We start from the raw sequence: 19735 nt of genomic DNA, 5'->3' as shown, positions 1-19735 counted from the left end.
TGAAGGAGGAACCCCGCGAGAGCGGGGAAGTTCCTCCATGATGACGCTTCGATGACCGGTCCGGAACGGGACGAGGAGTGGATGGGCGCCGCCTTGCAGGAGGCACGCGCCGCGTTGGCTCACGACGACGTCCCGATCGGCGCCGTCGTCGTCAGCGACGCCGGGGAGATCATCGGCGCCGGCCACAACGAACGCGAGCTGCGCGAGGACCCGACCGCCCACGCCGAGGTCCTGGCGCTCCGCGCCGCCGCAGCGGCCCTGGGCACCTGGCGCGTGCTGGACGCCACCCTCTACGTGACCCTGGAGCCCTGCACCATGTGCGCCGGAGCGATCGTGCTGTCCCGGATCCCGCGCGTCGTCTACGCCACCCCCGATCCCAAAGCCGGCGCCGTCGACTCGATCCTCTCGATCCTCTCCGACCCACGCCTCAACCACCGGCCCGAAGTCACATCCGGCATTTTGGCAACGGAAGCCGCCGACCTCCTGCGCTCCTTCTTCCGCGCCCGCCGCTAGTCTCTCCCCTCGCCGAACACCTGGAGGGGTGCCGGAGTGGTTGAACGGGGCGGTCTCGAAAACCGTTGTACGGCTTCGTCGTACCGAGGGTTCGAATCCCTCCCCCTCCGTTTAGGTCGACTTTCGCCGAACGACCTGGTTCGCGCATGGCCATCCCGGTAGTTCCGGATCGCGCGAAGTGACGTTCTGCCGTCGGGCGTCACAATCCGGTAGGGTGCGCGCCGCTGAGCGGTGCTGACAAGTGGCGCTTGCTCGAACCCTGTCGATCTGATCGAATTAAGGCGTTTTGTGGCCCGTGCATCCCTCGAGTGACTTGTCTTTCCCGGAACTGCCATCGACTGTGTGTCCGACGGGCTGGGTACCTTCCCAGCCGTCGTTGATGAACGGTCTCGTCAAGAGGCTGGTGGACGATCACTACCGACGCGAAGGGAGCGCACGCTGATGGCTGCTCAGCCCCAAGCGCACGCCCATGTCCTGGATCATCCTGTGCAAGGCTGCTCTTCCGACGAGATTCGCAAGTGGATCGGTCGTGATCAACTCGATGTGGTCATCGAGCGTCACGAAGACGACGAGTGGTATGCAGTCGCGTTGGCGAACGGTATCGCTGGCTATGGCGCCACACCGGCGGAGGCCGAGGCTGATCTTGCCGGGCTCCTCCAAGGCCGGTTCGTCCACGCCTACCTGAACGGTCGCTCTGCACGGAGCGTCGGTGCGCCGCTGTCGGTCGGACGCCGGTTGCTGATGCGGACCAGCGCGTTGCTGGTAGCCGCCCTCGGAGGGCGGGGTCCCGCTCTCCTGCGCTGGCGCGGCGTCGTGTCGTTGCCGATCGGCGATCAGCCTGCTCTGCGGAATTGAGCGATGACTTCGGGCGAAACAGGCGCAACGGCCGTTTTCGCTCCATCAGCCGGCGTCCGGGCCATCATTCGGGTCCGTGGCACACCGCAGACCTCATTCGCGTAATCACACACGTTCTTGGCTATGAGGAGATCCGACCCTGGTATGCCAATGAGTGGAGGGGTTACGAGCTCCCGGGCACATCGGCTGTCGTGTACGTGAATCCCGACTGGCGGCACATCGTCTACCACTCCCCGGTGTTCCGGACCTTGTGTCAGGACTTGTCGCTCAGCCCGCGTCGACTTCGCGATCTGCTGAACGGACGTCATGACCAGTGAGCTCGAGAGCGCGGCCGCCGCGCCGCTGGCGCCCATTCTCAGGTGGGCGACGATCGTGCTCGATGGGCAGCTCAACCCTGCCATCTATCACCCCAGCTGGCTGACCGCCCACGAGCTCCTGCGCGCCGGGGAGATGGACCGTGTCCGGATCGAGCAGGCCGACGCAGACTTCACGCGGTTCGAGGCGATCTGGTTCACCTTGGAGGCTTCGCGGAAGGAGTTCGAGCTGAGCTCGACGGCCGCGACGACGACCGTCCATCAGCTGCGTGATCTGACCCTGGGCATCTTCAAGCTGCTGTCGCATACACCGATTTCGGCGGTGACCATGCGCCAGATCGCCCAGTGTCCGCTGGACGTGGGCGGGTGGGAGAGCCTCGCCAACTCGTTCTCCAGTCTCGATGCCTGGAGTGGCCTGCTCGGCGATCGACCGCGGCTTGGTGGGCTGTCCGTGTGCCGGGACCTTCCCGATCTCGGCGGGAGCCCGCGAACGCTGGAGGTGACGCTTGAGCCCTCGGCGCTCTTCGACGGCGGCGCCTACATCATCGTGTCAGAGCGCATCTACGTCGGAGAGGCCCCGGGGCAGGGGGCCAACGAGGCAATGGACGCGTTGAGTAGCGGCTGGCTGGAGGCGATGCGACGAGCCAGCGAGATCGTCGATGGCCTTCAGCGGCATCCTGCGATGGGGCGTGGACGATGACCCAGCGGGCCCAGGCCGGAACGGAGGCCGCGAGTAAAGGTGGTGGGCGCCACCGCGGGTTCTGGAGATCGACCGAAGGGATCCGCCGCAGCGCCGATCCGTCCGACCAGACCATGCCTCCCGGCTTCCGTGAGCGGCGCCGCTCTTTGGGAGGAACGTGGCAGCAGACCAACGTCCGGCCGAGCTCCGCTATCGAGGAGTTGGGTGCGCTTGGCGACACCACCGACCGGCGCTCATCGACCGTGTTCACCACCCTTGAAGAGTGGCTGGGCCGGGTCGATGAGGTCGGGGAGGACACGTTCTCCGGTGTTCTGTGGAACGCCGACGACCCCGAGGACGAGGAATGGGCGGAGTTCGACATCGCTCAGGTGGCGCCTGATGACCGCGGGCGCTTGCGACCGGGCGCGGGCTTCTACTGGACGGTCGGCTATCGCGACGAACCGGACGGGGAGCGGCTTGCAGTCTCGGTCGTCCGGATGCAGCGCTTCCCGGTCGAGAGCCCGAAGTTCATGGAGGCCTCTGACGCCGAGGCCGACGTGCGCGCGCCTGAGCTCCTTGACCGCGATGCCAAGGCGTCAGAAGACGTACCCGACGCTCCGTGATAACCACGGATCCACCCTCGAGCGACTGCCTCGAGGTCTCTGTCTTCGGACGCGGAGTGGGCGAGTGCGTTGTAGTCCACTTGGGTGCCGGGCGATGGATGGTGGTTGACTCCCACCGTGACGCAGCGTCGAAGCAGCCTGTAGCATTGAGCTACCTCGCGGGCCTCGGTGTCAACCCGGCGACGGCGGTCGACGTTGTCGTCGCGACTCACTGGCACGACGATCATGTCCGCGGACTGAGCCGGGTGCTCGCCGCGGCACCGAACGCTCGGTTCGTCGCCTCGGGGGCGTGGGAGGGCAAGCAGTTTCTCCGCGTGGTGGAGTACATGCGGCAACGATCGTTCCGAACCGCCGCACAGCGTGACCAGTTGATCTTGGCTGATGCAGGGAGACCGAGCGGCGTCGGGGAGATGGGAGCAGTCCTCGATCGTCTGCAGAGCAGGGGGCAGAGACCGGTGTGGGCACTGGAGGACCGTCTGATCTGGCCGCGGACCGATGCTCCCCGGGCGCCGGTGACCGTGACCGCGGTGGCTCCCAGTGACGACACCGTCTTGCGCTCTCAGGCGGCTTTCGCCGAGCTCAGACGCGAGCTGCCGTTGATCGACGCGATCCCGCTGCCGAAGCCCAACGATTGCTCGTTGGCGCTCTGGGTCAGGACGCCGCATCTCGCAGTCCTCCTCGGAGGCGACCTCGTCGATGTTCCGAACGACGCCGGGCGAGGCTGGTCGGCCGTGGTCGATGCGTCGACCACGGCTCCTGGCTTGGTCTCGATGTTCAAGCTCGCGCACCATGGTGCGAAGAGCGGGGACAACGAAATTGCTTGGGATATACTGACTAGTATGGATGGCTGTGTGGCAGCGATGACAGCCTTTACCAGTCAGAAAGACCCTCTGCCCACGAATGAGGATCGGCAGCGGATTCTGGGCCGTACCGACGAGGCCTATGCCGCCGGTACTAGGATCATCGAGATTGACACGGAGTCTCCTCGTGGACGCGTCGTTGCGCGTCGACGGCGCAAGCGTCAGGCGGAAACGGGCCAGGTGCGCCTCCGTCGTCCTCTTGATGCCCCGGCGGGCACACCGTGGGAGGTGACGTGTTCCGGGAACGCGGGCAGGTTGTCCGTCACGTGAGTCGCGATCTCAAGGCTATGCTGGATGAGTCGATTACAGGATGACCACGGACGCGTCGGACGTCGACGACCAAGCGGAGGCTCGTGCACGGCAAGCAGATACCAGCGGGGCGACGGGCGACCTGGCTCCATCGAGCCAAGGTCCTGTTCTTGACGCGTGAGCCCATGTTCGGCCGCGTCGCCGACGTCGTGGTCATCGTGACCCACGAAGGTGATGGGACCGTGTACGCGGCCGCTCGGCCCCGATGGCGCGGGAGGTTGGCCCGGATGCCTCCTCGCCGGATGGTGGGCATGGGCGACACCGAGGCCGAGGCACTATCGGACTTGGCCGCCGGGCTCTCGTTCCGCCTCGCGCTCGATCACGACGCGCGCTCGTCCTAGCTCTGCCCGGGCCTACATTGGAGGAGATGACCCGCAAGCGCATCGGCTTCCTCTCCTTCGGCCACTACTCCCGCCAGCCCGGCAGCCAGACCCGGACGGCAGGGGAGGCGCTGACGCAGACGATCGAGTTGGCGGAAGGCGCAGAGGCTCTCGGCCTGGATGGGGCCTTCGTGCGGGTGCATCACTTCGCGCGGCAGGCGGCGTCGCCGTTTCCGTTGCTGGCGGCGATGGGGGCGCGGACGAGTCGGATCGAGCTCGGTACCGGTGTCATCGACATGCGGTACGAGAACCCGTTGGCGATGGCTGAGAACGCGGCGGCGGCGGATCTCATCAGCGCTGGACGGTTGCAGCTGGGCGTCAGTCGCGGGTCGCCGGAGCCGGCGTTGAAGGGCTCGGAGGCGTTCGGTCACACACCGCAAGCGGGCGAGACCGACGCCGACCTCGCCCGCCGCCACACCGCGGCCTTCCGCGAGGCGATCGCCGGCGCGACGGTTGTTGATGGTGATCCCGCTATGGGTGGCTTCGGCCGGCTGGCGATCCAGCCGCAGTCGCCGGGTCTCCCTGACCGGATCTGGTGGGGCGCCGGCACCTTCGAGACCGCCGAGTGGGCGGCGCGCGAGGGCATGAACCTGATGTCGTCGACGCTGCTCCTGGAGGAGAAGGGGATCCCGTTCGACGAGCTGCAAGCCGAGCAGATCCTGCGCTTCCGCGACGCGTGGGTCGCCGCCGGCCACGAGCGCGAGCCGCGCGTGTCGGTCAGCCGCAGCGTCTTCCCGATCGTCAGCGACGAGGACGCCGCGTACTTCGGCGGCCAGGTCGGCGGTGGCGACAGCGTCGGCGTCCTCGATGGCGCGACCTCACGCTTTGGCCGCACCTACGCCGGCGAGCCCGACGTCGTCGCCCAGCAGCTGAGCCAGGACGCGGCCGTCCGCCTCGCCGACACCCTCCTGCTCACGATCCCCAACCAGCTCGGCGTGGCCTACAACTTGCACCTGCTCGGCGCGATCGCCGAACACGTCGCGCCCGCGATCGGCTGGACGCCGGGCGGCGCGCCCGCGCCCGCGGCGCGCTGAGCTTCCGGCAGATCCCGCACGCCGCACCCGGTGCATTCCGAATGGTCGGCGTTCCGCGCGACGGCCACCATCGTCGCCATGCCCACCTCGCTCCTCGCCGTGCTCGGCGGTGCCCTCGTCGGCGTCGCGACCCTCATCAGCGAGACCCACTTCGGCGAGATCCCCAACGCCTTCCTCGACTCCATCGCGGTCTGGCTGATCGCCTCGTTCGTGGTCGGGGCCGCCGCTCGCACGCGCACCCACGCGATGACCGTCGGCCTGATCGCCTGCCTCGCCGAGGTCGCCGGCTACTACGTCGCCGCCGCCGCCCGCGGCGTTCCCGGCAGCCCGCACGAGATCGCCTACTGGACCGCCTGCGCCTTCCCCGGCGGCCTGACCTTCGGTCTCGCCGGGCGCTTCTATCGCGAGGGTGGAGGGCTCAAGGGCGTCCTGGGCGCCATCGCCCTGCCCGTCGCGTTCGCCGTCGAAGGCCTATACACCTACGCCTACGTCGAGCACCGCGACCAGGCTGGCGCCGCCTGGGTCCTGATCGCGCTCCTGCTCGCCTACGCCTTCTTCGTCGCCTTGCCGCCCTTTACCACGCGGAACGCGCCGCGCATGAACGGGTGGACCCGGCAGAAGTAGGTGTAGGTCCCGGTCTTCAGCGTCTTCGGCGTCTTCCAGGTGTTGCGGTTGGCCGCAGGCGTGAACTTCCCGCCGAAGCCGGCGATCGGCAGCGACGGCCCGTAGCCCAGCTCGCCCGAGTCGAACTGGACGTCGGCGTTGGCCAACGGGTAGGCGATGCCCGTCGTGCGGTTGCAGGGCGCCCGGCACGCGGTGATCGTGTGGTAGGCCGACTGCGACGGCGTCATCGACTTCAGCGCGTCCAAGTTGGTGAACTTCAACGACTGTCCGGCGCGCACGACCGGCGGCCGCCCGTCGCGGCCCGGCGACGACAGGTCGCCCCGCGCGTAGACGTAGCCCTTGATGTCGACGTTGGTCGGGCGCGTGCCGCTCAACAGGTCGCGGGCGTCCGGCAGCCCCGCGTCCGGCGCGCCGCCGTGGTTGTCGTTCTCGGCCAGGTGCCCGTGCGTGACTAGCCCGCGCGTGTCGATCGCCTCCGAGAACGGGTCCTTCGCGCCGCCGACCAGGCCGTCGGCGTAGAAGACCACCATGATCCCCATCGACTCATACCAGGACGCCTGACGCGTGTCGTAGGTGACGGTCGTCGCCAGGGTGTCCCCGGCGTGGAGCCCCACGCGCCAGTCGGCCTTCGTCCCGGTCATCGACACGTCCCACGACACCGCGCCCGCCGGCTCGTAGTACTTGGCTTCGGACCGGAAGAGCTGCTTGGTGACGCCGCCGCGCGTCGCGGCCAGGTCGTTGTACAGCCCGCCCGGATGGAGGTGGCCCGCGGTCGCGACCAAGGTGATGTCCTTGGGAACCGCGTAGGACTGCGCCACCCCGATGTCCTTCTTCTGGGACGCGCGCGCCTGCGTCGGGAACGTGAACTTGCCGTTGGTCCCCTGGCCCTTGATCGCGTCGAAGACCGGGTAGGGCTTGATCCCCGAGACGTCCATCCACAGCGGCTTGACCTCGGTCATCCCGGCCGCCGCGGGCTCGCTCGCCGGGACGAAGTCGATCGTGTACTTGATGTAGACCTTGTCCTGGTTGGGCGTCAGGTTGTGGATCATGTAGTTCATGATCCAGCCGTCGGTCGGGTCGTACTTGTAGCCGAAGCCCTGCGGCACCTGGAAGATCGTCTTCTCCTCGCCCGCCGCAAACGTGGGGTAGAGGCCGCCGCCGCGCGCGACCAGCCACACGCCGTGGTGCAGGTGGATGACGTCGACCCGCGGCACGTCGTGGCCGCCCTGCGCGTTGGTCTTCGCGTACACGAGGTCCGGCTGAAAGCGCGTGATGTAGCCCGGAACCGAGGGCTTGAGGTCGTTGGGCTGCGCCTCGATCGTGTTCTGCCCCGGGCTGATCGTGACCGGCCCGTACATGTAGGTGATCTTCTGCATGCCCGGGTAGCTGGCCTCGGGCACGGTCTCTACGGCCGAGATCCGCGCCCCCGGCAGCGAGGCGGCGGAGGCGCCCGCGGCCGCGGACAGCAGCAGCGCGCAAGCACAGACGAGCAGGACGGCGAAACGGCGAGACGACGACGGCATGGGACTCGGGACAGGTCCTTGAGACGGTCGGGCGGACGAGCGAACGGCGCGAGGCTACCCCGTTGTTGACCGCACGGTCAACTGCGCGTACGGTGGCGCACCGGTGCCGTCGTCCAAGACCACCCGCCTCGCGCCCGACGAGCGGCGCGACCAGCTCGTCCGCCGCGGCCTCGAGCTGCTCAGCGCGACCCCGCACGATCAGGTCTCGATCGAGGCGATCGCCCGCGCGGCCGGGATCTCCAAGGGATTGTTGTACCACTACTTCCCGACCAAGGCCGACTTCGTCATCGCCGTGCTGCGCCACTCCTACGACGAGCTCACCGCCCGCATGGAGCAGGCCACCGACTTGGACGGCACGCTCGACGCCTTCCTCGGTTACGTCGAGGAGCGCGCGACCGGCTTCGTCGCCGTCCTCAACGCGCGCACCGCCGCCGCCGAGCCGGCGATCCGCGTCGTCCTGGAAGAGCAGCGCACCGCCCGCGTCGCCGGGATGGTCGACCTCGCCGCGCTGCTCGCCGGCCGCCCGCGGGAGCAGGTCGAGTCGCCCTTGCTCACCCTCGCGATCGAGGGCTGGATGGGCTTCTGCGACTCCGTCGTCAGCGGCTGGCTGGAGCGCGGCGAGCCCTCACGCGCGGACGTCCTGCGCCTGCTGCGCGAGAACCTGCTCGCCACGCTGGCCACGGCGACCCGCGCTCCCGCGCCCGCCGTCTAGCCGCGAAGCCGCCTCGGCGCGCGCCGCCGCCTCGGCGGCCTCCAGCGCCGCGGCCCGGCGCCGCGCGCCCGCGAAGACCCAGGTCTTCAGCGCCACGTAGCGGGTGACGGTGGCGACCAGCGAGGCCGCGACCAAGACCATCAACTCGACGCCGTGCGACGCGCCCGGCGCGAGGCCGTGCAGGACGCCCAAGGCGCCCGCGGTCAGCGCGAGCGTGATCGCGTACACCAACGCGCCGGCCGCGTGCTGCTTCAGCAGCCCCGTGCGACCCATGACGCCGAAGGTCAGGCGCCGGTTCGCCGCGGTGTTGGCGACCGCCGTCACGGCGAGCGCCAGCGCGTTGGCGAGACCGGCGCCCATCCCGCCCTCCCGGAGCAGGAGGAACAGCAAGGCGTAGGCGATGGTCGACGCGACACCGACGGCGGCAAAGCGCGCGATCGGGGTGGCGAACGCCAGGCGCGCGACGCCTTTGAGGTCGTCGACCGCGGTCCGCACGATGTCGACGCGCGAGTCCGGGTCGTCGACCCAGTCGACCGGCACCTCGTGCACGCGCAAGCCTTCGCGGCCGGCCAACACCAACAGCTCGGTGTCGAAGAACCAGCCGTCGTCGCGGATCTGGGGCAGCAGCAGCGCCGCGCCCTCGCGCGTGACGGCCTTGAAGCCGCACTGCGCGTCGGTGAACCCGACGCGCAGCGTCGTGCGCAGGATCTTGTTGTAGGTCCTGCTGATGAGCTCGCGCTTGGGGCCGCGCACGACGTGCGCGCCGCGCGCCAGCCGCGACCCGATCGCGACATCGCTGTGCCCGCTGAGCAGCGGCGCCACCAGCGGCAGCAGCCCGCGCAGGTCGGTCGACAGGTCGACGTCCATGTAGGCGACGACGCGTGCGTCGCTACCCGACCACGCCTCCTTCAGCGCCAGCCCGCGGCCCTTGCGCTCCAGGCGCAGGTGCTGCACGCCGTCGAGCTCGTCGACCAGCGCCGCGGCCACGAACGGCGTGCCGTCGGTGCTCGCGTTGTCGGCGATGACGATCCGCCATGAGAACGGGAAGGACTCCGCGAGGAACGCGTGGAGCCGGCGGATGCTGCCCTCGAGCGCGGCCTGCTCGTTGTAGACCGGGACGACGACGTCCACGTCGAGGCGGGGGAGCTGGGTCATGGCAGAGAAGATCGACGGCCGCTGTGCGAGCGCGGTAGGAGCTGGCTGAGAGCTGCCTGAGTCGTCCGGCGCCAGACGACTCAGGAACGTCCCAGCAAGCACCGAGGGTTCTGCGAGGGCGCGTGTCGATGCTGCTGGCATGTCGACGACCGCGACCCCTGCCGACGTGCGCGCCCCGCGCCGCTCTCGCTCATCTCTGCGCGACCGCGTGCGCGCCATCCCGATGCCCGCGCCGGAGCTGATGCTCCTGCTCGCGGTCGCGGGCGTCCTGAACCTCTGGGCCCTGGACACCAACGGCTACGCCAACACCTATTACTCGGCGGCCGTCAAGTCGATGTCCATGAGTTGGCACAACTTCCTCTACAACTCGTTCGACGTCGCCGGTCTTCAGACGCTCGACAAGCCTCCGGCCGCGCTGTGGGTGCAAGCCTTGAGCGTGCGCGCGTTCGGCTACTCGTCGTGGTCGATGCTCGTGCCCCAGGCGCTGATGGGTGCCGGAACGGTTGCGTTGGCCTATGACCTGACCAAGCGCGTCTTCGGTCGCCCGGCCGGCTTCGTCGCGGGCCTGGTCCTGGCGCTGACGCCGATCTCGGTGGCGATCTCGCGCCACAACAACCCGGACGCGCTGGTCGTCCTGGCCTCGACCGCGGCGCTGTGGTTCACGGTTCGCGCCTGCATGGACGGCAAGACCAAGTGGTTGGTCTGGGCCGGCGTGATGGTCGGCATCGGCTTCGAGGCGAAGATGGCGACGGGGCTGTTGGTGCTCCCGGCGCTGGCGCTCGCCTACTTCTGGGTCGCCCCGCGCGGTCGTCTGCGCGCCACAGGGCAGATCGCCATCGCGGGCGTCGTCACCGCTGCGGTCTCGCTGGCGTGGCCGATCTTGGTGTGGTTGACCCCGGCGGCCGACCGGCCGTGGGTCTCGGGTACGTCGGACAACTCGATCTGGTCGCTGATCATGGACTACAACGGCACCGGCCGCGTCGAGGGCCAGGCCGGCGGGCCGGGCGGCGGCATGGGCGGCGGTGGGGGAGGCGGCGTCTTCGGCGGTGACACGGGCATCACGCGTCTGGTCGACGCCTCGCTCGGCGGCCAGGCGGGCTGGCTGATCGGCATGGCGATCGTCGGCGGCCTGGCGATCGCGGTCCTGACCCGCCTGCGGCGCACCGACCCGCGGACCGGCTGGATCATCGCGGCCGGCGGCGCGTTTGCGACCTGCGCGGTCGTGTTCTCCTACGCCCAGGGCATCTTCCACCCCTACTACGTCTCGATGCTCGCGCCGTTCACGGCGGTGCTCGTCGGCGGGGCGGCCGGGACGATCTTGAAGGGCGGGATCCCCGCTCGCGTGATCGCCCCGCTGGCGCTGCTGGCCGGCCTGGGGACCGAGATCCTGGTGATCGATCGCGGCGCGACGGACGTCAAAGGCCTGATCCCGCTGGCGGTTGTCACGGTCGCGGGCGGTGCCGCCGTGCTGGTCGCCAAGACGCCGATGCCCGTCCGCGCCGTGGCGCTGGCGGTCGCGATGGGCGCGCTGCTGATCGCCCCGGCGACGTGGGCGACCGAGACGCTCGGCCACGCCACGAGCTCGACGTTCCCCGCCGGTGGCCCCGCGTCGCAGGGCTTTGGCGGCGGTGGCGGCCCGGGTGGCGGTGGCGGACGCGGCCCGGGTGGCGGCGGCTTCGGCGGCGGCCAGGGCGGACCGCCGCAGATGCAGGGCGCGCCGAACGGCGGCACCACGAGCGGCGGCACCTCTGGCCAGGCCACCGCACCTCCCGGCTTCTCCATGGGCGGCGGCACCCAGACCGGCGGCCCGGGCGGTGGCGGCGGGATGTTCGGCGGCAACAGCAACCTGACCGAGGCGCTCACGTACGCCAAGGCCCACGGCGGCGGCACCATCGGCGTCTCCTCCCAGCAGGGTTCCGCGGAGGCGATCATCGCCTCGGGCGCCGACGTCGCCGGCCTCGGTGGCTTCTCCGGCAGCGAGTCCTCGCCGACGGTGCAGTGGCTGGCGCAGGCCGTCGCAGACGGCCGCATCCGCTACGTCCTGACCGACGGCACCAGTAGCGGTGGCGGCGGGCGCGACGGCCGTGCGGGCGCCAGCGCGATCATGTCGGTCGTCGAGAAGGTCGGCACGGAGACCAGCGTTTCCGGCCTGTATGACTTGCAGGGCAAGGCCTCCGCGATCCTGGCGGCCGCCAGCGGGTCGTAACCACTTGCGCCGCACCGGCGCCGTCGGCGAGCATCGGGGCATGAGCAGCCCCGTGGACTACATCGTCGTCGGCGCCGGATCGGCCGGGTGCGTGCTGGCCAACCGCCTGAGCGAGGACCCGGGCGTCAGCGTCCTGCTGATCGAGGCGGGTGGGAAGGACCGCAGCCCGAACATCAAGATCCCGGCGGGCTTTGCTAAGCAGTTCCACACCAAGTTGGACTGGGACTTCGCGACCGAGCCCGAGCCGCACTGCGACGGGCGCTCGCTGTTCATCCCCCGCGGCAAGTCGCTTGGCGGCTCGTCGTCGATGAACGCCATGTTGTACGTCCGCGGCCGTCCGCTGGACTACGACCTGTGGGAGGCCGAGGGCGCGCTCGGTTGGGGCTGGGACGACGTGCGCCCGTACTTCCTCAAGGCGGAGAACAACGAGCGCGGGGCCAGCGAGCACCACGCGGTCGGCGGTCCGCTGAACGTCATGGACGAGCGCTCCCCGCGACCGCTGACGCGCCGGTTCCTCAGCGCCGCCGAGGCGGTCGGGATCCCGCGCATCGCCGACTACAACGGGCCCGAGCAGGACGGCGCGTCGCTCGTGCAGGTCACGCAGCGCAACGGGCGGCGGTGGTCGACGGCCGACGCCTACCTGCGCCCGGCGCTGGACCGTCCCAACCTGACCGTGCGCACGAGCGCGCACGTGGCGCGCGTGGCGATTGAGGGCGACCGCGCGGTCGGCGTCGTCCTGCGCGACGGCCGCGGCCGCGAGGAGACGGTGCGCGCCGAGCGCGAGGTGATCCTCAGCGCGGGCGCGATCGGCTCGCCGCAGTTGTTGATGTTGTCGGGTATCGGTCCCGCCGACCACCTCTCCGGCCACGGCATCGCCACCGTCGTCGACAACGCCGCGGTCGGCGGCAACCTCCAGGACCACCCCTACGTCGTGTGCGTCTGGGAGGCGACGGTGGCCGAGTCGCTCTACGGCGCCGACAAGCCCAAGCCGTTGTTGGAGTGGTTGCTGCGCCGCTCCGGGCCGCTGACGTCCACGGTCGCCGAGGCGTTCGCGTTCGTCCGCAGTCGGCCCGGCCTGCCCGCGGCCGACCTCCAGTACCACTTCGCCCCGGCCTACTTCGTGGACAACGGCGCCGAGGAGTTCGACGGCCACGCCTTCACGATGGGCCCGGTGCTCGTGAGCCCGAAGTCGCGCGGCACGGTCCGGCTGGCGGCGGCTGACCCGGTCGCCAAGCCCAAGATCCTCACCAACTCGCTGAGCGAGCCCGAGGACCTCGCCGCGCTCGTGACCGGCGTGGAGCTGGCGCGCGAGCTGGCCGGCGCCGAGCCGTTGGCCTCGGCCCGCGGCCGTGAGATCTACCCGGGCGCGAACGTGCGCGACGACACCGACGTGGAGGACTTCATCCGCCGCGCCGTCCAGCTGCTCTACCACCCGTGCGGCACCTGTCGCATGGGCGGCGAGGACGCGGTGCTCGACCCGGAGCTGCGCGTGCGCGGCATCGAGGGCCTGCGCGTCGCCGACGCGTCCGTCTTCCCGATCATCCCCGGCGGCAACACCAACGCGCCGACGATCATGGTCGGCGAGCGCGCCGCAGACCTCATCAAGGGCGAGGTGCGCGCGCCCGCGGCAGCGTGACGCCGCCGCGCTCGTTACGGTGTGCGCACGAGGTGACGGTCCGCTCCGGTCCGTTCGCGCCACGACCCTTCTCGCTCACCGCGCGCCGCGGCAGACCAGGGGAGCGGGACGGGGTGGTGGAAGCTCACCGTGGGGTGAGGCCGTCGACTCGGGGACAGGCAGCGATCGCCCGCCAGTGAACCTTTTGAGGTGGCTGGGCAGCGTCGTTACAATGTGACGACCCGCTGCCCGTTCGGTTCTCCGAGGCTCCTCCTCCTTGCGTGAGCAGCACCCTTAGAGGAGCCCGGAATGAGGCAGCGTTGCCTGGTCCCCAAGAGACCGAGCCCGGAGACGAACGCACGGCCGATCGGCCGAGCGTGTTGGCGGCGGTCTCGGCCGAGATGGTCCGGTTGTACAAGGAACAGCTCGGGCGCGGCCCGACGAAGGTCCGCACCAACTGGGCCGGGCGGGACACGCTCGTGGTCGTGTTGGAGGACACCTTCACACCGGCTGAGCGCAACCTGCTGACGCTCGGCGAATCGAGCCGGCTGCGCGAGACGCGGATGCTGTTTCAGTACTCGTGGGCCCGTGAGTTCTGCGAGCCGATCGAGCGCCTGACGGGCCGCAAAGTCCGGGCGTTCGTCAGCGGGTTGGACACCGATGCGGACGGCACGTCGATGGAGGCGTTCGTCCTCCACCCCGAGGGCTACACCGGGCCGTCTCGCGCGGACGCCATCGCCTCGGCCTAGCAGTTTGGGGAGTTGGCGGGTGCAAGCGGTTTCGGGCGGGTAATCTCCGACGTATAGGTGTGTGTCGGTCCGGTCCGCTCTCGTCGGCCAGCACTCGATCGTCACGGCTCAGCACCCCGCAGCGGTGGCAGGGGCCGGGACGCCGGGTTTCGGCAGCAGGGCCGGGTGAACAGTTCCTCTCAGAATCGAGCCGTAATGTCCTCTGCGACGGATCGCGTCGCGTGGGTGTGGCCAGCCGAAGTGCCGAGCGTCGCTACGGCACGGCATGCCGTGGTGGCCTGGCTGCGAGCGCTCGAGACGCCGGACCCTCCGCTCGGCGACGTCGCCCTCGTCGTCTCCGAGGCCGTGACCAACGTCGTCAACCACGCCTACATCGGGCGCGACCCGGGCGAGGTCCGCGTCGAGCTGTCGCTGGACGGCTCGGAGCTCGCGCTCGTGGTCGCCGACGACGGCACCGGCCTGCGGCCACGGCCCGACTCGCCGGGCCTCGGCTACGGCCTCGCGCTGATGGTCGCGGTCAGCAAGCGCTTCGAGGCGCAGACCGTCGAGGGCACTGGCACCCGCCTCTGCGCCTGGTTCAGTCGCGACGCCGCCGACGCCACGCTCCCCGAGGCCTGACCCCGCTCCGAAGGGACTTCCCGCTACCCTTCGGCGCTCGCCTAGGCGTCTTTGGAGGGGTGCCGGAGTGGTTGAACGGGGCGGTCTCGAAAACCGTTGTACGGCTTCGTCGTACCGAGGGTTCGAATCCCTCCCCCTCCGCTGAGAGCGAACGACGTTCAAGGAAATCGCCTTGAACGAAGTGGGGCCCGCCCATGAGCAGGCCCCACTTCCGTTGGCGTGTCGGTGCTGCCTGCGGGCCTGCGCCGATGTTCACAGAGAGAGGTTGAGCAATCGAGATCCGTCGCCGAGGCGCGACCGGATCGGCGCCGGGAGGTCCTAGGCCCCCGGGATCACCGCGCGACGATGCCACGGCGACCGCGGGTCGAGGGTCTCGCATGGATAGGGCCAGTCGGGGATCACGCCGGGCGGCCCGGCGCCGAGCACATCGCGCCAGCGCGGGACGATCCCGTGGAGGCGCAGGCCCGGGTCGGGGCGCTCGTCTGCGGGAGGGTCGTCGGGGTCGATGACGGTCGCGAGCTCCCAGCGGACGGCCTCGTCGGCGATCGGGGAGCGGCGGATGCCGGGCAGATGGTCGAACTGCGCGGCGGTCACGTCGATGGCCTCGCCGGCGATCTCGAGGACCCAGTGGTTGGCGTGCGGGTTCCGGTCGGCCTGCGGCTTGCCGAAGGTGAACCGGACCACGCGCACACCGTCGGCCAAGCCGCGCTGTTCGAGGTGGGCGAAGAGCGCGAGGCTGGCTCGGCAGCAGAGGCCGGCGGCGGCCCACCGGTCTCGCGTGGCCGCGCCCCAGGGGCCGGCGGCGAAGTCGTCGATGGCGGCGCAGAGATCCACGTGACGAGGGTACGCCTCGTTGGAGGTAGGCCCGCGCGGGACAGGGTCGGTCGTGCAAACGGCTCTACCGCGAGGAACAGCATGAAGGCAGACTCGACCCCATGCAGATCGGAGACGTCCTCAAGGCCCACCGCGAGCTTCGCGGCCTGACCCAGCAGCGGGTCGCCGACCGGCTGCAGACCACCCGCGACACGGTCGCTCGCTGGGAGCGCAACGACCACCGGCCCCGGCCGCATCACATGATCGAGCTGTCCAAGCTCTACGACCAGCAGCGCGACCTGATGTGGCCGGTCGATCCGGAGATGGCCCGGCGGCTGATCTCTGCGCGCCGCCGCGAGCTGCTCGCCGAGCAGCCCGCCCTCGTCGTCGTCGAGCCTGACCCGTTCAGCTGGCGCATGCGCCAGGTCACCGGCTGGCGCGACCTGGATCCTTCGACGCTCGCCCGCCGTCTCGGCGTCACGTCGAAGACGGTGGCCCGCTGGCTCGTCGGCGAGACGACCCCGGACTGGGACATGCTCTGGGCGATCGCCGATCTGCTCGACGTGCCCGTCTGGTGGCTGCGCTGCGGCGGCGTGGAAGAGCAGGCCATGTACGGCCCCTACGAGGCTTGCGCCGAGGACACCGGACACCCGCCGAGCCTCCAGCACGGCTGGGACTTCGCCGAGCGCACCGCGATCGAGCATGGCATCCCCATCGATGACGTCGTCCGCACCGCCTACCCGAAGTGGATGGGCTGGCGTTGGAAGGGCCGCCTCGACGAGTGGGCGCGCCCGCAGGTGCCGCCGTGCCCGATCACCCCGCGCCTGCAACTGGCCGCCCTGGCGTGGTGCGGCGAGCACGGCGCGTTGATCGAAGACGCCCACACCTGGCTGCACGACCTCACCGACATGTCCGAGCTCTCCGTTCGTCGCTGGCTTGACGGGGAGCGCATCCCCCGTTGGCGCGAGGCGAGCCTCGCCGCCGCTGCGCTGGAGATCCCGGTCTGGCACCTGTGGATCCCCGGCGTCGCTGCCCCGGTTCTGCCACGGCGTTGAGAGCACCCGATCTTTCGCGGTTCGTCCCACCGGCGGATCGGTCGTCTGGGCGTCGATCGGCCTCCTCGCCCGCCGGTCTCCGCCTACTCTTGAGCGATGCCCACCTGCCAGCTCGAAGTCGTCGGCAACGGCCCGTCGGCCCCGACGGAGGTCCTGCGCGACACGCTCTTGAAGGAGCCCGCAGTGCTCCTCGCTGAGCAAGCGGGCGACCGAGTGCTAGTTGATGTCGATGCCATCGATCGTCACGACGCGGTGGCTCTCATCGGCGCCGTGCTCGACACGAAGGTCACCCCGTCTGTCCGTAACGGCTTTGTCTCGCCGTCAGGCGCGCCGCGGATCCGCGACCGCTGACGGAGGGCGCGGAAGACGGAGCGACCCTGCTCGCCGCTGGTCTACCCCTGCCGCGCCCGCCAGCGGGTGGCCCACGATGCGTCGACGCCGGCGAGCAGGTCGGCGACGTCGGCGGGAGGTGTGAACGTCATCGGATCGTCGGCCATGTCACGAAGCTCCCAGAGCCGGGTAAACGTCTGCTCGCGCAGCGTCGATGGGTCTCCTGGGGCGGTCGTCTCACGGGCGAGGATCGTGTCGTCGTCCATGGTGAGGATTCCGGCGATCGTGTCGGGCCGGCGATCCCGGAGGTACATCGCGGCGGCGCGGTTGGCGTCGAGCTCGATCGGCTTGGCCCAGTAGAGGTCCCTCGCGTTCGATGCTCCCGGCGCGGCGCGCTCGGAGACCTCCTCGAGGATGTGGTCGAGCTCGAACAGCTCCTTGCCGCAGGCATCGAACTGCTGCGCGTGCCGGACCTCGTGGCGGAGCATCGCGGCGATCCTCGCTGCGGCCACCGGGTCCTCGGCGTCGAAGTCGGAGTAGATCGCCACGCGGTGCCGACGGAGGTTCGCGGGCTGGTTGGCCTCCTTGGCGGCTCCTGGCGTGAGGACGTTGTGGTGGGCATAGACGCGCAGCCTGGGCCAGAACCACGCCGCCTTTGCCCCGCCATGCTCCGGATCTCCGGAGACCGCCAGCAGCATGAAGCGGTCCTCGTCAACGCCCGCCTGATCGACGACGTCGTGCCACAGGTCCACGAGCGCGTCGGTCGCGGTCAGTTGATGGGCCATCGGCGAAGCGTCCCGCCGGCGCCGCGCCAGCTAAGGCCGCGCCACGTGCACGTGGGTCGTGACGAGCCGGTCGTTGTCGCGGATCAGCCCGGCGACGTCGACGTAGCCCGTCCAGCGACCCGCGCGCTCCCAGGCGACCGAGCAGCGCACGCGCGTGCGGGCGACCCGGCGGCAGCGCTCGTGGTAGCCGGACGCCTGCGCGAACTTCGCGCCGTACGCGCGACGCAGCGCGAGCCGGGTCGCGATGGCGGCCTTGCGCATCGCCACCGTGTTGACGTAGCTCTTGAGCTTCTCGAGGTTCTCGCACGCGGTGCCGTTGCCGTTGCGATCCAGCCGCGCCGCTAACGCGCGGTTGGACTCCAGCGCCTTCTGCGCGGTCTGCTGGTAGACGAAGTTCTGGCACGAGACGCTGCGCGCCGTCACCGGCCCGGTGCCGCCCGGGACCGAGGCGCCGGGGACGATCGCGTTGCCGGGATCCTTCGCGCCTCCGCCGGTGCTGCCCCCGTCGCCGGTGCCAGGCTCGTCGCCCGGGGTGTCCGTGCCACCGCCGCCGGCGCCGCCGCTCGGCTGCGTGATCACGACATCGGCGATCGGGTAGTAGACGCGATCCGCGTAGGTGTAGACGCACAGGCGCGTCGGCGGGGCGGGCGTCGGGCCGAGCCAGCCCCGCGGCGAGATCCGGCCCGTCTCGGTCGTCGGGCCGGTGGTCTGGACGTTGCCGGTCCAGGCGATCCACGGATCCGCCGGCTGGCCGGCCGGGCAGGCCGAGGTGTCGGCGAGCTGGTCGATCTCTGAGAAGTAGTCGCACTGCTCGCCAGGACCGCACGTTCGCTTGGCGGTCAGCGAGAACGAGATGCTCGTGGGGGTGGCCTGCTTGATGGTCAGCGTTCCGCTGACCTGCACAGCACCAGCCGGCGCGCAGCATCCCAGCGCGACCGTGAGGACGATGACGACCCAAGCTCTCCTCGGCACGCGCCGACACTACCGATCTGAACACAGCCCCGTCTACTGGTCAGCGGGGTAGAAGGTGAGGACGCCGATCAATCGGTGCCGTCGACCTCTCGCAGCGAGCCGTCCTCGGGGTCGAAGACGAAGCCGCGGATGTGATCGCGGTGCGGCAATTCGCGTGCCGACCGCAGCCGCGCGAGCGACTGGCGCAGCGTGTCCTCGAGGTTGTCGAACGCGCCAAGCCGCCACGTGGGAAGGATGCCGTCGTTGGCCAGCGCGCGGCGAAAGTCATCCTCCGACCCGCCATGCAGACCGCACCCGCGGTGCATGACCACCACGATCTCCTCCGTGCCCAGCAGCCGCTGCGACGCCGACAGCGACCGCAGCGCGTCGTCCGTCGCCAGCCCACCCGCGTTGCGGATGATGTGCGCATCCCCACGCTCGATCCCGAGCATCGGGAACAGGTCGATGCGCGTGTCCATGCACGACAGCACCGCCACCTTGCGTTGCGGGCGAGGAGAAAGCCCCGGCGCCGCCAGCGCCTCCGGGTGCTCGGCCGCGTGCTCCAGCATCTCATCAGCGTTCTTCGGCATCGCTCGGCGAATCGTATTGGGGCTTGTGGCAGCGCGCGGGCTCGAGCGCTTCGGGTCGGCCGCCGCACCGTGAACGCGCTCGCCTCGCTCCGCCTCGCGCTCGCGTGGTTGGCGGCGCACGCGCTGCTGGTTGGTGTCGCTGTCGTCTCGCCGCGGACGCTGGCGCTAGAGCGCCGTGGCATCGATGGCCGCGCTGCGGACTGCGCTCGGCGAACGGATCACGGTGCAGCGGCCACGCGGGCGTGGGCTGCCGCGGGGTGGCCCCGGCGCTCAAGACGAACGCCGGCTCCTGGCGGCGTGGCTTGCTGGTGGCGCGAACGTCCTGGCGGTCCCGCCAAACGTGTGGACGAAGCGAGGGTGTGACACCTCTTCATCCGAGACCGCGGCAAAGCGCGCGACCGATGCCACTCCCGCCCGCGTCGCCGGCAGCAGGAGAACTGAC

20 protein-coding genes and 2 tRNA genes are annotated in these 19735 nt (G+C 70.2%); 16 read left to right on the top strand and 6 right to left on the bottom strand.

The annotated features are described in order from the left end of the window. Positions 1 to 51: 51 nt before the first annotated feature. From tadA to ACT01A_RS11830, 8 genes are all read left to right on the top strand, one after another. Positions 52 to 513 carry a tRNA adenosine(34) deaminase TadA gene (gene tadA / locus ACT01A_RS11865; protein ID WP_445152464.1) on the top strand — a complete coding sequence of 154 codons (462 nt, stop codon included), beginning with the start codon at positions 52 to 54 and terminating at the stop codon, positions 511 to 513. 22 nt (positions 514 to 535) lie between these two features. After that, positions 536 to 623: transfer RNA gene (locus tag ACT01A_RS11860), tRNA-Ser, on the top strand. 331 nt (positions 624 to 954) lie between these two features. Next, positions 955 to 1368 carry a hypothetical protein gene (locus ACT01A_RS11855; protein ID WP_445152463.1) on the top strand — a complete coding sequence of 138 codons (414 nt, stop codon included), beginning with the start codon at positions 955 to 957 and terminating at the stop codon, positions 1366 to 1368. A 306-nt stretch (positions 1369 to 1674) separates the two neighbouring features. Beyond that, on the top strand, positions 1675 to 2382 hold the full coding sequence (locus ACT01A_RS11850; protein ID WP_445152462.1) for a hypothetical protein: 708 nt from the start codon (positions 1675 to 1677) through the stop codon (positions 2380 to 2382). Next, positions 2379 to 2984 carry a hypothetical protein gene (locus ACT01A_RS11845; RefSeq protein ID WP_445152461.1) on the top strand — a complete coding sequence of 202 codons (606 nt, stop codon included), beginning with the start codon at positions 2379 to 2381 and terminating at the stop codon, positions 2982 to 2984. The genes ACT01A_RS11850 and ACT01A_RS11845 overlap by 4 nt, the downstream gene beginning before the upstream one ends. 98 nt (positions 2985 to 3082) lie before the next feature. Beyond that, the gene (locus ACT01A_RS11840) at positions 3083 to 4114 is read left to right on the top strand and encodes a hypothetical protein (RefSeq protein ID WP_445152460.1); all 1032 of its coding nucleotides are present in this window, start codon (positions 3083 to 3085) and stop codon (positions 4112 to 4114) included. Between the two features lie 406 nt (positions 4115 to 4520). After that, complete coding sequence (locus ACT01A_RS11835; RefSeq protein ID WP_445152459.1) at positions 4521 to 5567, top strand: LLM class flavin-dependent oxidoreductase; 1047 nt, start codon at positions 4521 to 4523, stop codon at positions 5565 to 5567. A gap of 78 nt (positions 5568 to 5645) precedes the next feature. After that, positions 5646 to 6191, top strand: a complete 546-nt coding sequence (locus ACT01A_RS11830) for a DUF6518 family protein (protein WP_445152458.1) — start codon at positions 5646 to 5648, stop codon at positions 6189 to 6191. On the opposite strand, the gene ACT01A_RS11825 is transcribed toward ACT01A_RS11830, so the two are convergent. Continuing rightward, entirely contained in the window at positions 6113 to 7714 is a 1602-nt protein-coding gene (locus tag ACT01A_RS11825) for a cupredoxin domain-containing protein (protein WP_445152457.1), read from the bottom strand. The genes ACT01A_RS11830 and ACT01A_RS11825 overlap by 79 nt on opposite strands. Positions 7715 to 7817: 103 nt before the next feature. On the opposite strand from ACT01A_RS11825, the gene ACT01A_RS11820 reads away from it, so the two are divergent. Continuing rightward, positions 7818 to 8426 (top strand): TetR/AcrR family transcriptional regulator, encoded by a 609-nt coding sequence (locus tag ACT01A_RS11820; RefSeq protein ID WP_445152456.1) that lies wholly within the window; start codon positions 7818 to 7820, stop codon positions 8424 to 8426. Here ACT01A_RS11820 and ACT01A_RS11815 read toward each other — a convergent pair. Continuing rightward, positions 8340 to 9581 (bottom strand): glycosyltransferase, encoded by a 1242-nt coding sequence (locus tag ACT01A_RS11815; protein WP_445152455.1) that lies wholly within the window; start codon positions 9579 to 9581, stop codon positions 8340 to 8342. The two genes, ACT01A_RS11820 and ACT01A_RS11815, sit on opposite strands and share 87 nt — an antisense overlap. A gap of 139 nt (positions 9582 to 9720) precedes the next feature. On the opposite strand from ACT01A_RS11815, the gene ACT01A_RS11810 reads away from it, so the two are divergent. The 5 genes from ACT01A_RS11810 (at position 9721) to ACT01A_RS11790 (ending at position 14910) form a co-directional block, all read left to right on the top strand. Beyond that, positions 9721 to 11787 carry an ArnT family glycosyltransferase gene (locus tag ACT01A_RS11810; protein ID WP_445152454.1) on the top strand — a complete coding sequence of 689 codons (2067 nt, stop codon included), beginning with the start codon at positions 9721 to 9723 and terminating at the stop codon, positions 11785 to 11787. 40 nt (positions 11788 to 11827) lie between these two features. Then, a complete protein-coding gene (locus ACT01A_RS11805; protein ID WP_445152453.1) occupies positions 11828 to 13423 on the top strand; it encodes a GMC family oxidoreductase in 1596 nt (531 codons plus the stop codon). Positions 13424 to 13722: 299 nt separating this feature from the next. Further along, positions 13723 to 14151 carry a Na-translocating system protein MpsC family protein gene (locus ACT01A_RS11800; protein ID WP_445152452.1) on the top strand — a complete coding sequence of 143 codons (429 nt, stop codon included), beginning with the start codon at positions 13723 to 13725 and terminating at the stop codon, positions 14149 to 14151. Positions 14152 to 14424: 273 nt separating this feature from the next. Further along, entirely contained in the window at positions 14425 to 14769 is a 345-nt protein-coding gene (locus tag ACT01A_RS11795; RefSeq protein WP_445152451.1) for an ATP-binding protein, read from the top strand. Between the two features lie 53 nt (positions 14770 to 14822). Next, positions 14823 to 14910 (top strand) — tRNA-Ser (locus ACT01A_RS11790). A gap of 177 nt (positions 14911 to 15087) precedes the next feature. Here the strand turns inward: ACT01A_RS11790 and ACT01A_RS11785 are convergent. Next, on the bottom strand, positions 15088 to 15603 hold the full coding sequence (locus tag ACT01A_RS11785) for a hypothetical protein (RefSeq protein ID WP_445152450.1): 516 nt from the start codon (positions 15601 to 15603) through the stop codon (positions 15088 to 15090). A 101-nt stretch (positions 15604 to 15704) separates the two neighbouring features. On the opposite strand from ACT01A_RS11785, the gene ACT01A_RS11780 reads away from it, so the two are divergent. Together ACT01A_RS11780 and ACT01A_RS11775 are read left to right on the top strand one after the other, a co-directional pair. Next, on the top strand, positions 15705 to 16637 hold the full coding sequence (locus tag ACT01A_RS11780; RefSeq protein ID WP_445152449.1) for a helix-turn-helix transcriptional regulator: 933 nt from the start codon (positions 15705 to 15707) through the stop codon (positions 16635 to 16637). A 96-nt stretch (positions 16638 to 16733) separates the two neighbouring features. Continuing rightward, complete coding sequence (locus tag ACT01A_RS11775; protein ID WP_445152448.1) at positions 16734 to 16988, top strand: hypothetical protein; 255 nt, start codon at positions 16734 to 16736, stop codon at positions 16986 to 16988. 41 nt (positions 16989 to 17029) lie between these two features. Here the strand turns inward: ACT01A_RS11775 and ACT01A_RS11770 are convergent, their stop codons facing one another. From ACT01A_RS11770 to ACT01A_RS11760, 3 genes are all read right to left on the bottom strand, one after another. Then, positions 17030 to 17752, bottom strand: coding sequence for a hypothetical protein (locus tag ACT01A_RS11770; RefSeq protein ID WP_445152447.1), 723 nt, complete (start codon positions 17750 to 17752; stop codon positions 17030 to 17032). Between the two features lie 30 nt (positions 17753 to 17782). Continuing rightward, complete coding sequence (locus ACT01A_RS11765) at positions 17783 to 18724, bottom strand: hypothetical protein (RefSeq protein ID WP_445152446.1); 942 nt, start codon at positions 18722 to 18724, stop codon at positions 17783 to 17785. A 68-nt stretch (positions 18725 to 18792) separates the two neighbouring features. After that, positions 18793 to 19293, bottom strand: coding sequence for a beta-class carbonic anhydrase (locus ACT01A_RS11760; protein WP_445152445.1), 501 nt, complete (start codon positions 19291 to 19293; stop codon positions 18793 to 18795). Positions 19294 to 19735: the final 442 nt, after the last annotated feature.

The organism is Baekduia sp. Peel2402 (assembly GCF_052567285.1).
This window is presented reverse-complemented; position numbering and strand designations above follow the sequence as displayed.

What these genes read in the sequence shown, in the direction of transcription:
- ACT01A_RS11810 (WP_445152454.1), top strand. Translation starts at nt 9,721, where the DNA reads ATGTCGACGACCGCGACCCCTGCCGACGTGCGCGCCCCGCGCCGCTCT.
- ACT01A_RS11775 (WP_445152448.1), top strand. Translation starts at nt 16,734, where the DNA reads ATGCCCACCTGCCAGCTCGAAGTCGTCGGCAACGGCCCGTCGGCCCCG.
- ACT01A_RS11830 (WP_445152458.1), top strand. Translation starts at nt 5,646, where the DNA reads ATGCCCACCTCGCTCCTCGCCGTGCTCGGCGGTGCCCTCGTCGGCGTC.
- ACT01A_RS11805 (WP_445152453.1), top strand. Translation starts at nt 11,828, where the DNA reads ATGAGCAGCCCCGTGGACTACATCGTCGTCGGCGCCGGATCGGCCGGG.
- ACT01A_RS11835 (WP_445152459.1), top strand. Translation starts at nt 4,521, where the DNA reads ATGACCCGCAAGCGCATCGGCTTCCTCTCCTTCGGCCACTACTCCCGC.
- ACT01A_RS11850 (WP_445152462.1), top strand. Translation starts at nt 1,675, where the DNA reads ATGACCAGTGAGCTCGAGAGCGCGGCCGCCGCGCCGCTGGCGCCCATT.
- ACT01A_RS11780 (WP_445152449.1), top strand. Translation starts at nt 15,705, where the DNA reads ATGCAGATCGGAGACGTCCTCAAGGCCCACCGCGAGCTTCGCGGCCTG.
- ACT01A_RS11770 (WP_445152447.1), bottom strand. Translation starts at nt 17,752, where the DNA reads ATGGCCCATCAACTGACCGCGACCGACGCGCTCGTGGACCTGTGGCAC.
- ACT01A_RS11815 (WP_445152455.1), bottom strand. Translation starts at nt 9,581, where the DNA reads ATGACCCAGCTCCCCCGCCTCGACGTGGACGTCGTCGTCCCGGTCTAC.
- ACT01A_RS11760 (WP_445152445.1), bottom strand. Translation starts at nt 19,293, where the DNA reads ATGCCGAAGAACGCTGATGAGATGCTGGAGCACGCGGCCGAGCACCCG.
- ACT01A_RS11855 (WP_445152463.1), top strand. Translation starts at nt 955, where the DNA reads ATGGCTGCTCAGCCCCAAGCGCACGCCCATGTCCTGGATCATCCTGTG.
- ACT01A_RS11840 (WP_445152460.1), top strand. Translation starts at nt 3,083, where the DNA reads ATGGTGGTTGACTCCCACCGTGACGCAGCGTCGAAGCAGCCTGTAGCA.
- tadA (WP_445152464.1), top strand. Translation starts at nt 52, where the DNA reads ATGACCGGTCCGGAACGGGACGAGGAGTGGATGGGCGCCGCCTTGCAG.
- ACT01A_RS11825 (WP_445152457.1), bottom strand. Translation starts at nt 7,714, where the DNA reads ATGCCGTCGTCGTCTCGCCGTTTCGCCGTCCTGCTCGTCTGTGCTTGC.
- ACT01A_RS11845 (WP_445152461.1), top strand. Translation starts at nt 2,379, where the DNA reads ATGACCCAGCGGGCCCAGGCCGGAACGGAGGCCGCGAGTAAAGGTGGT.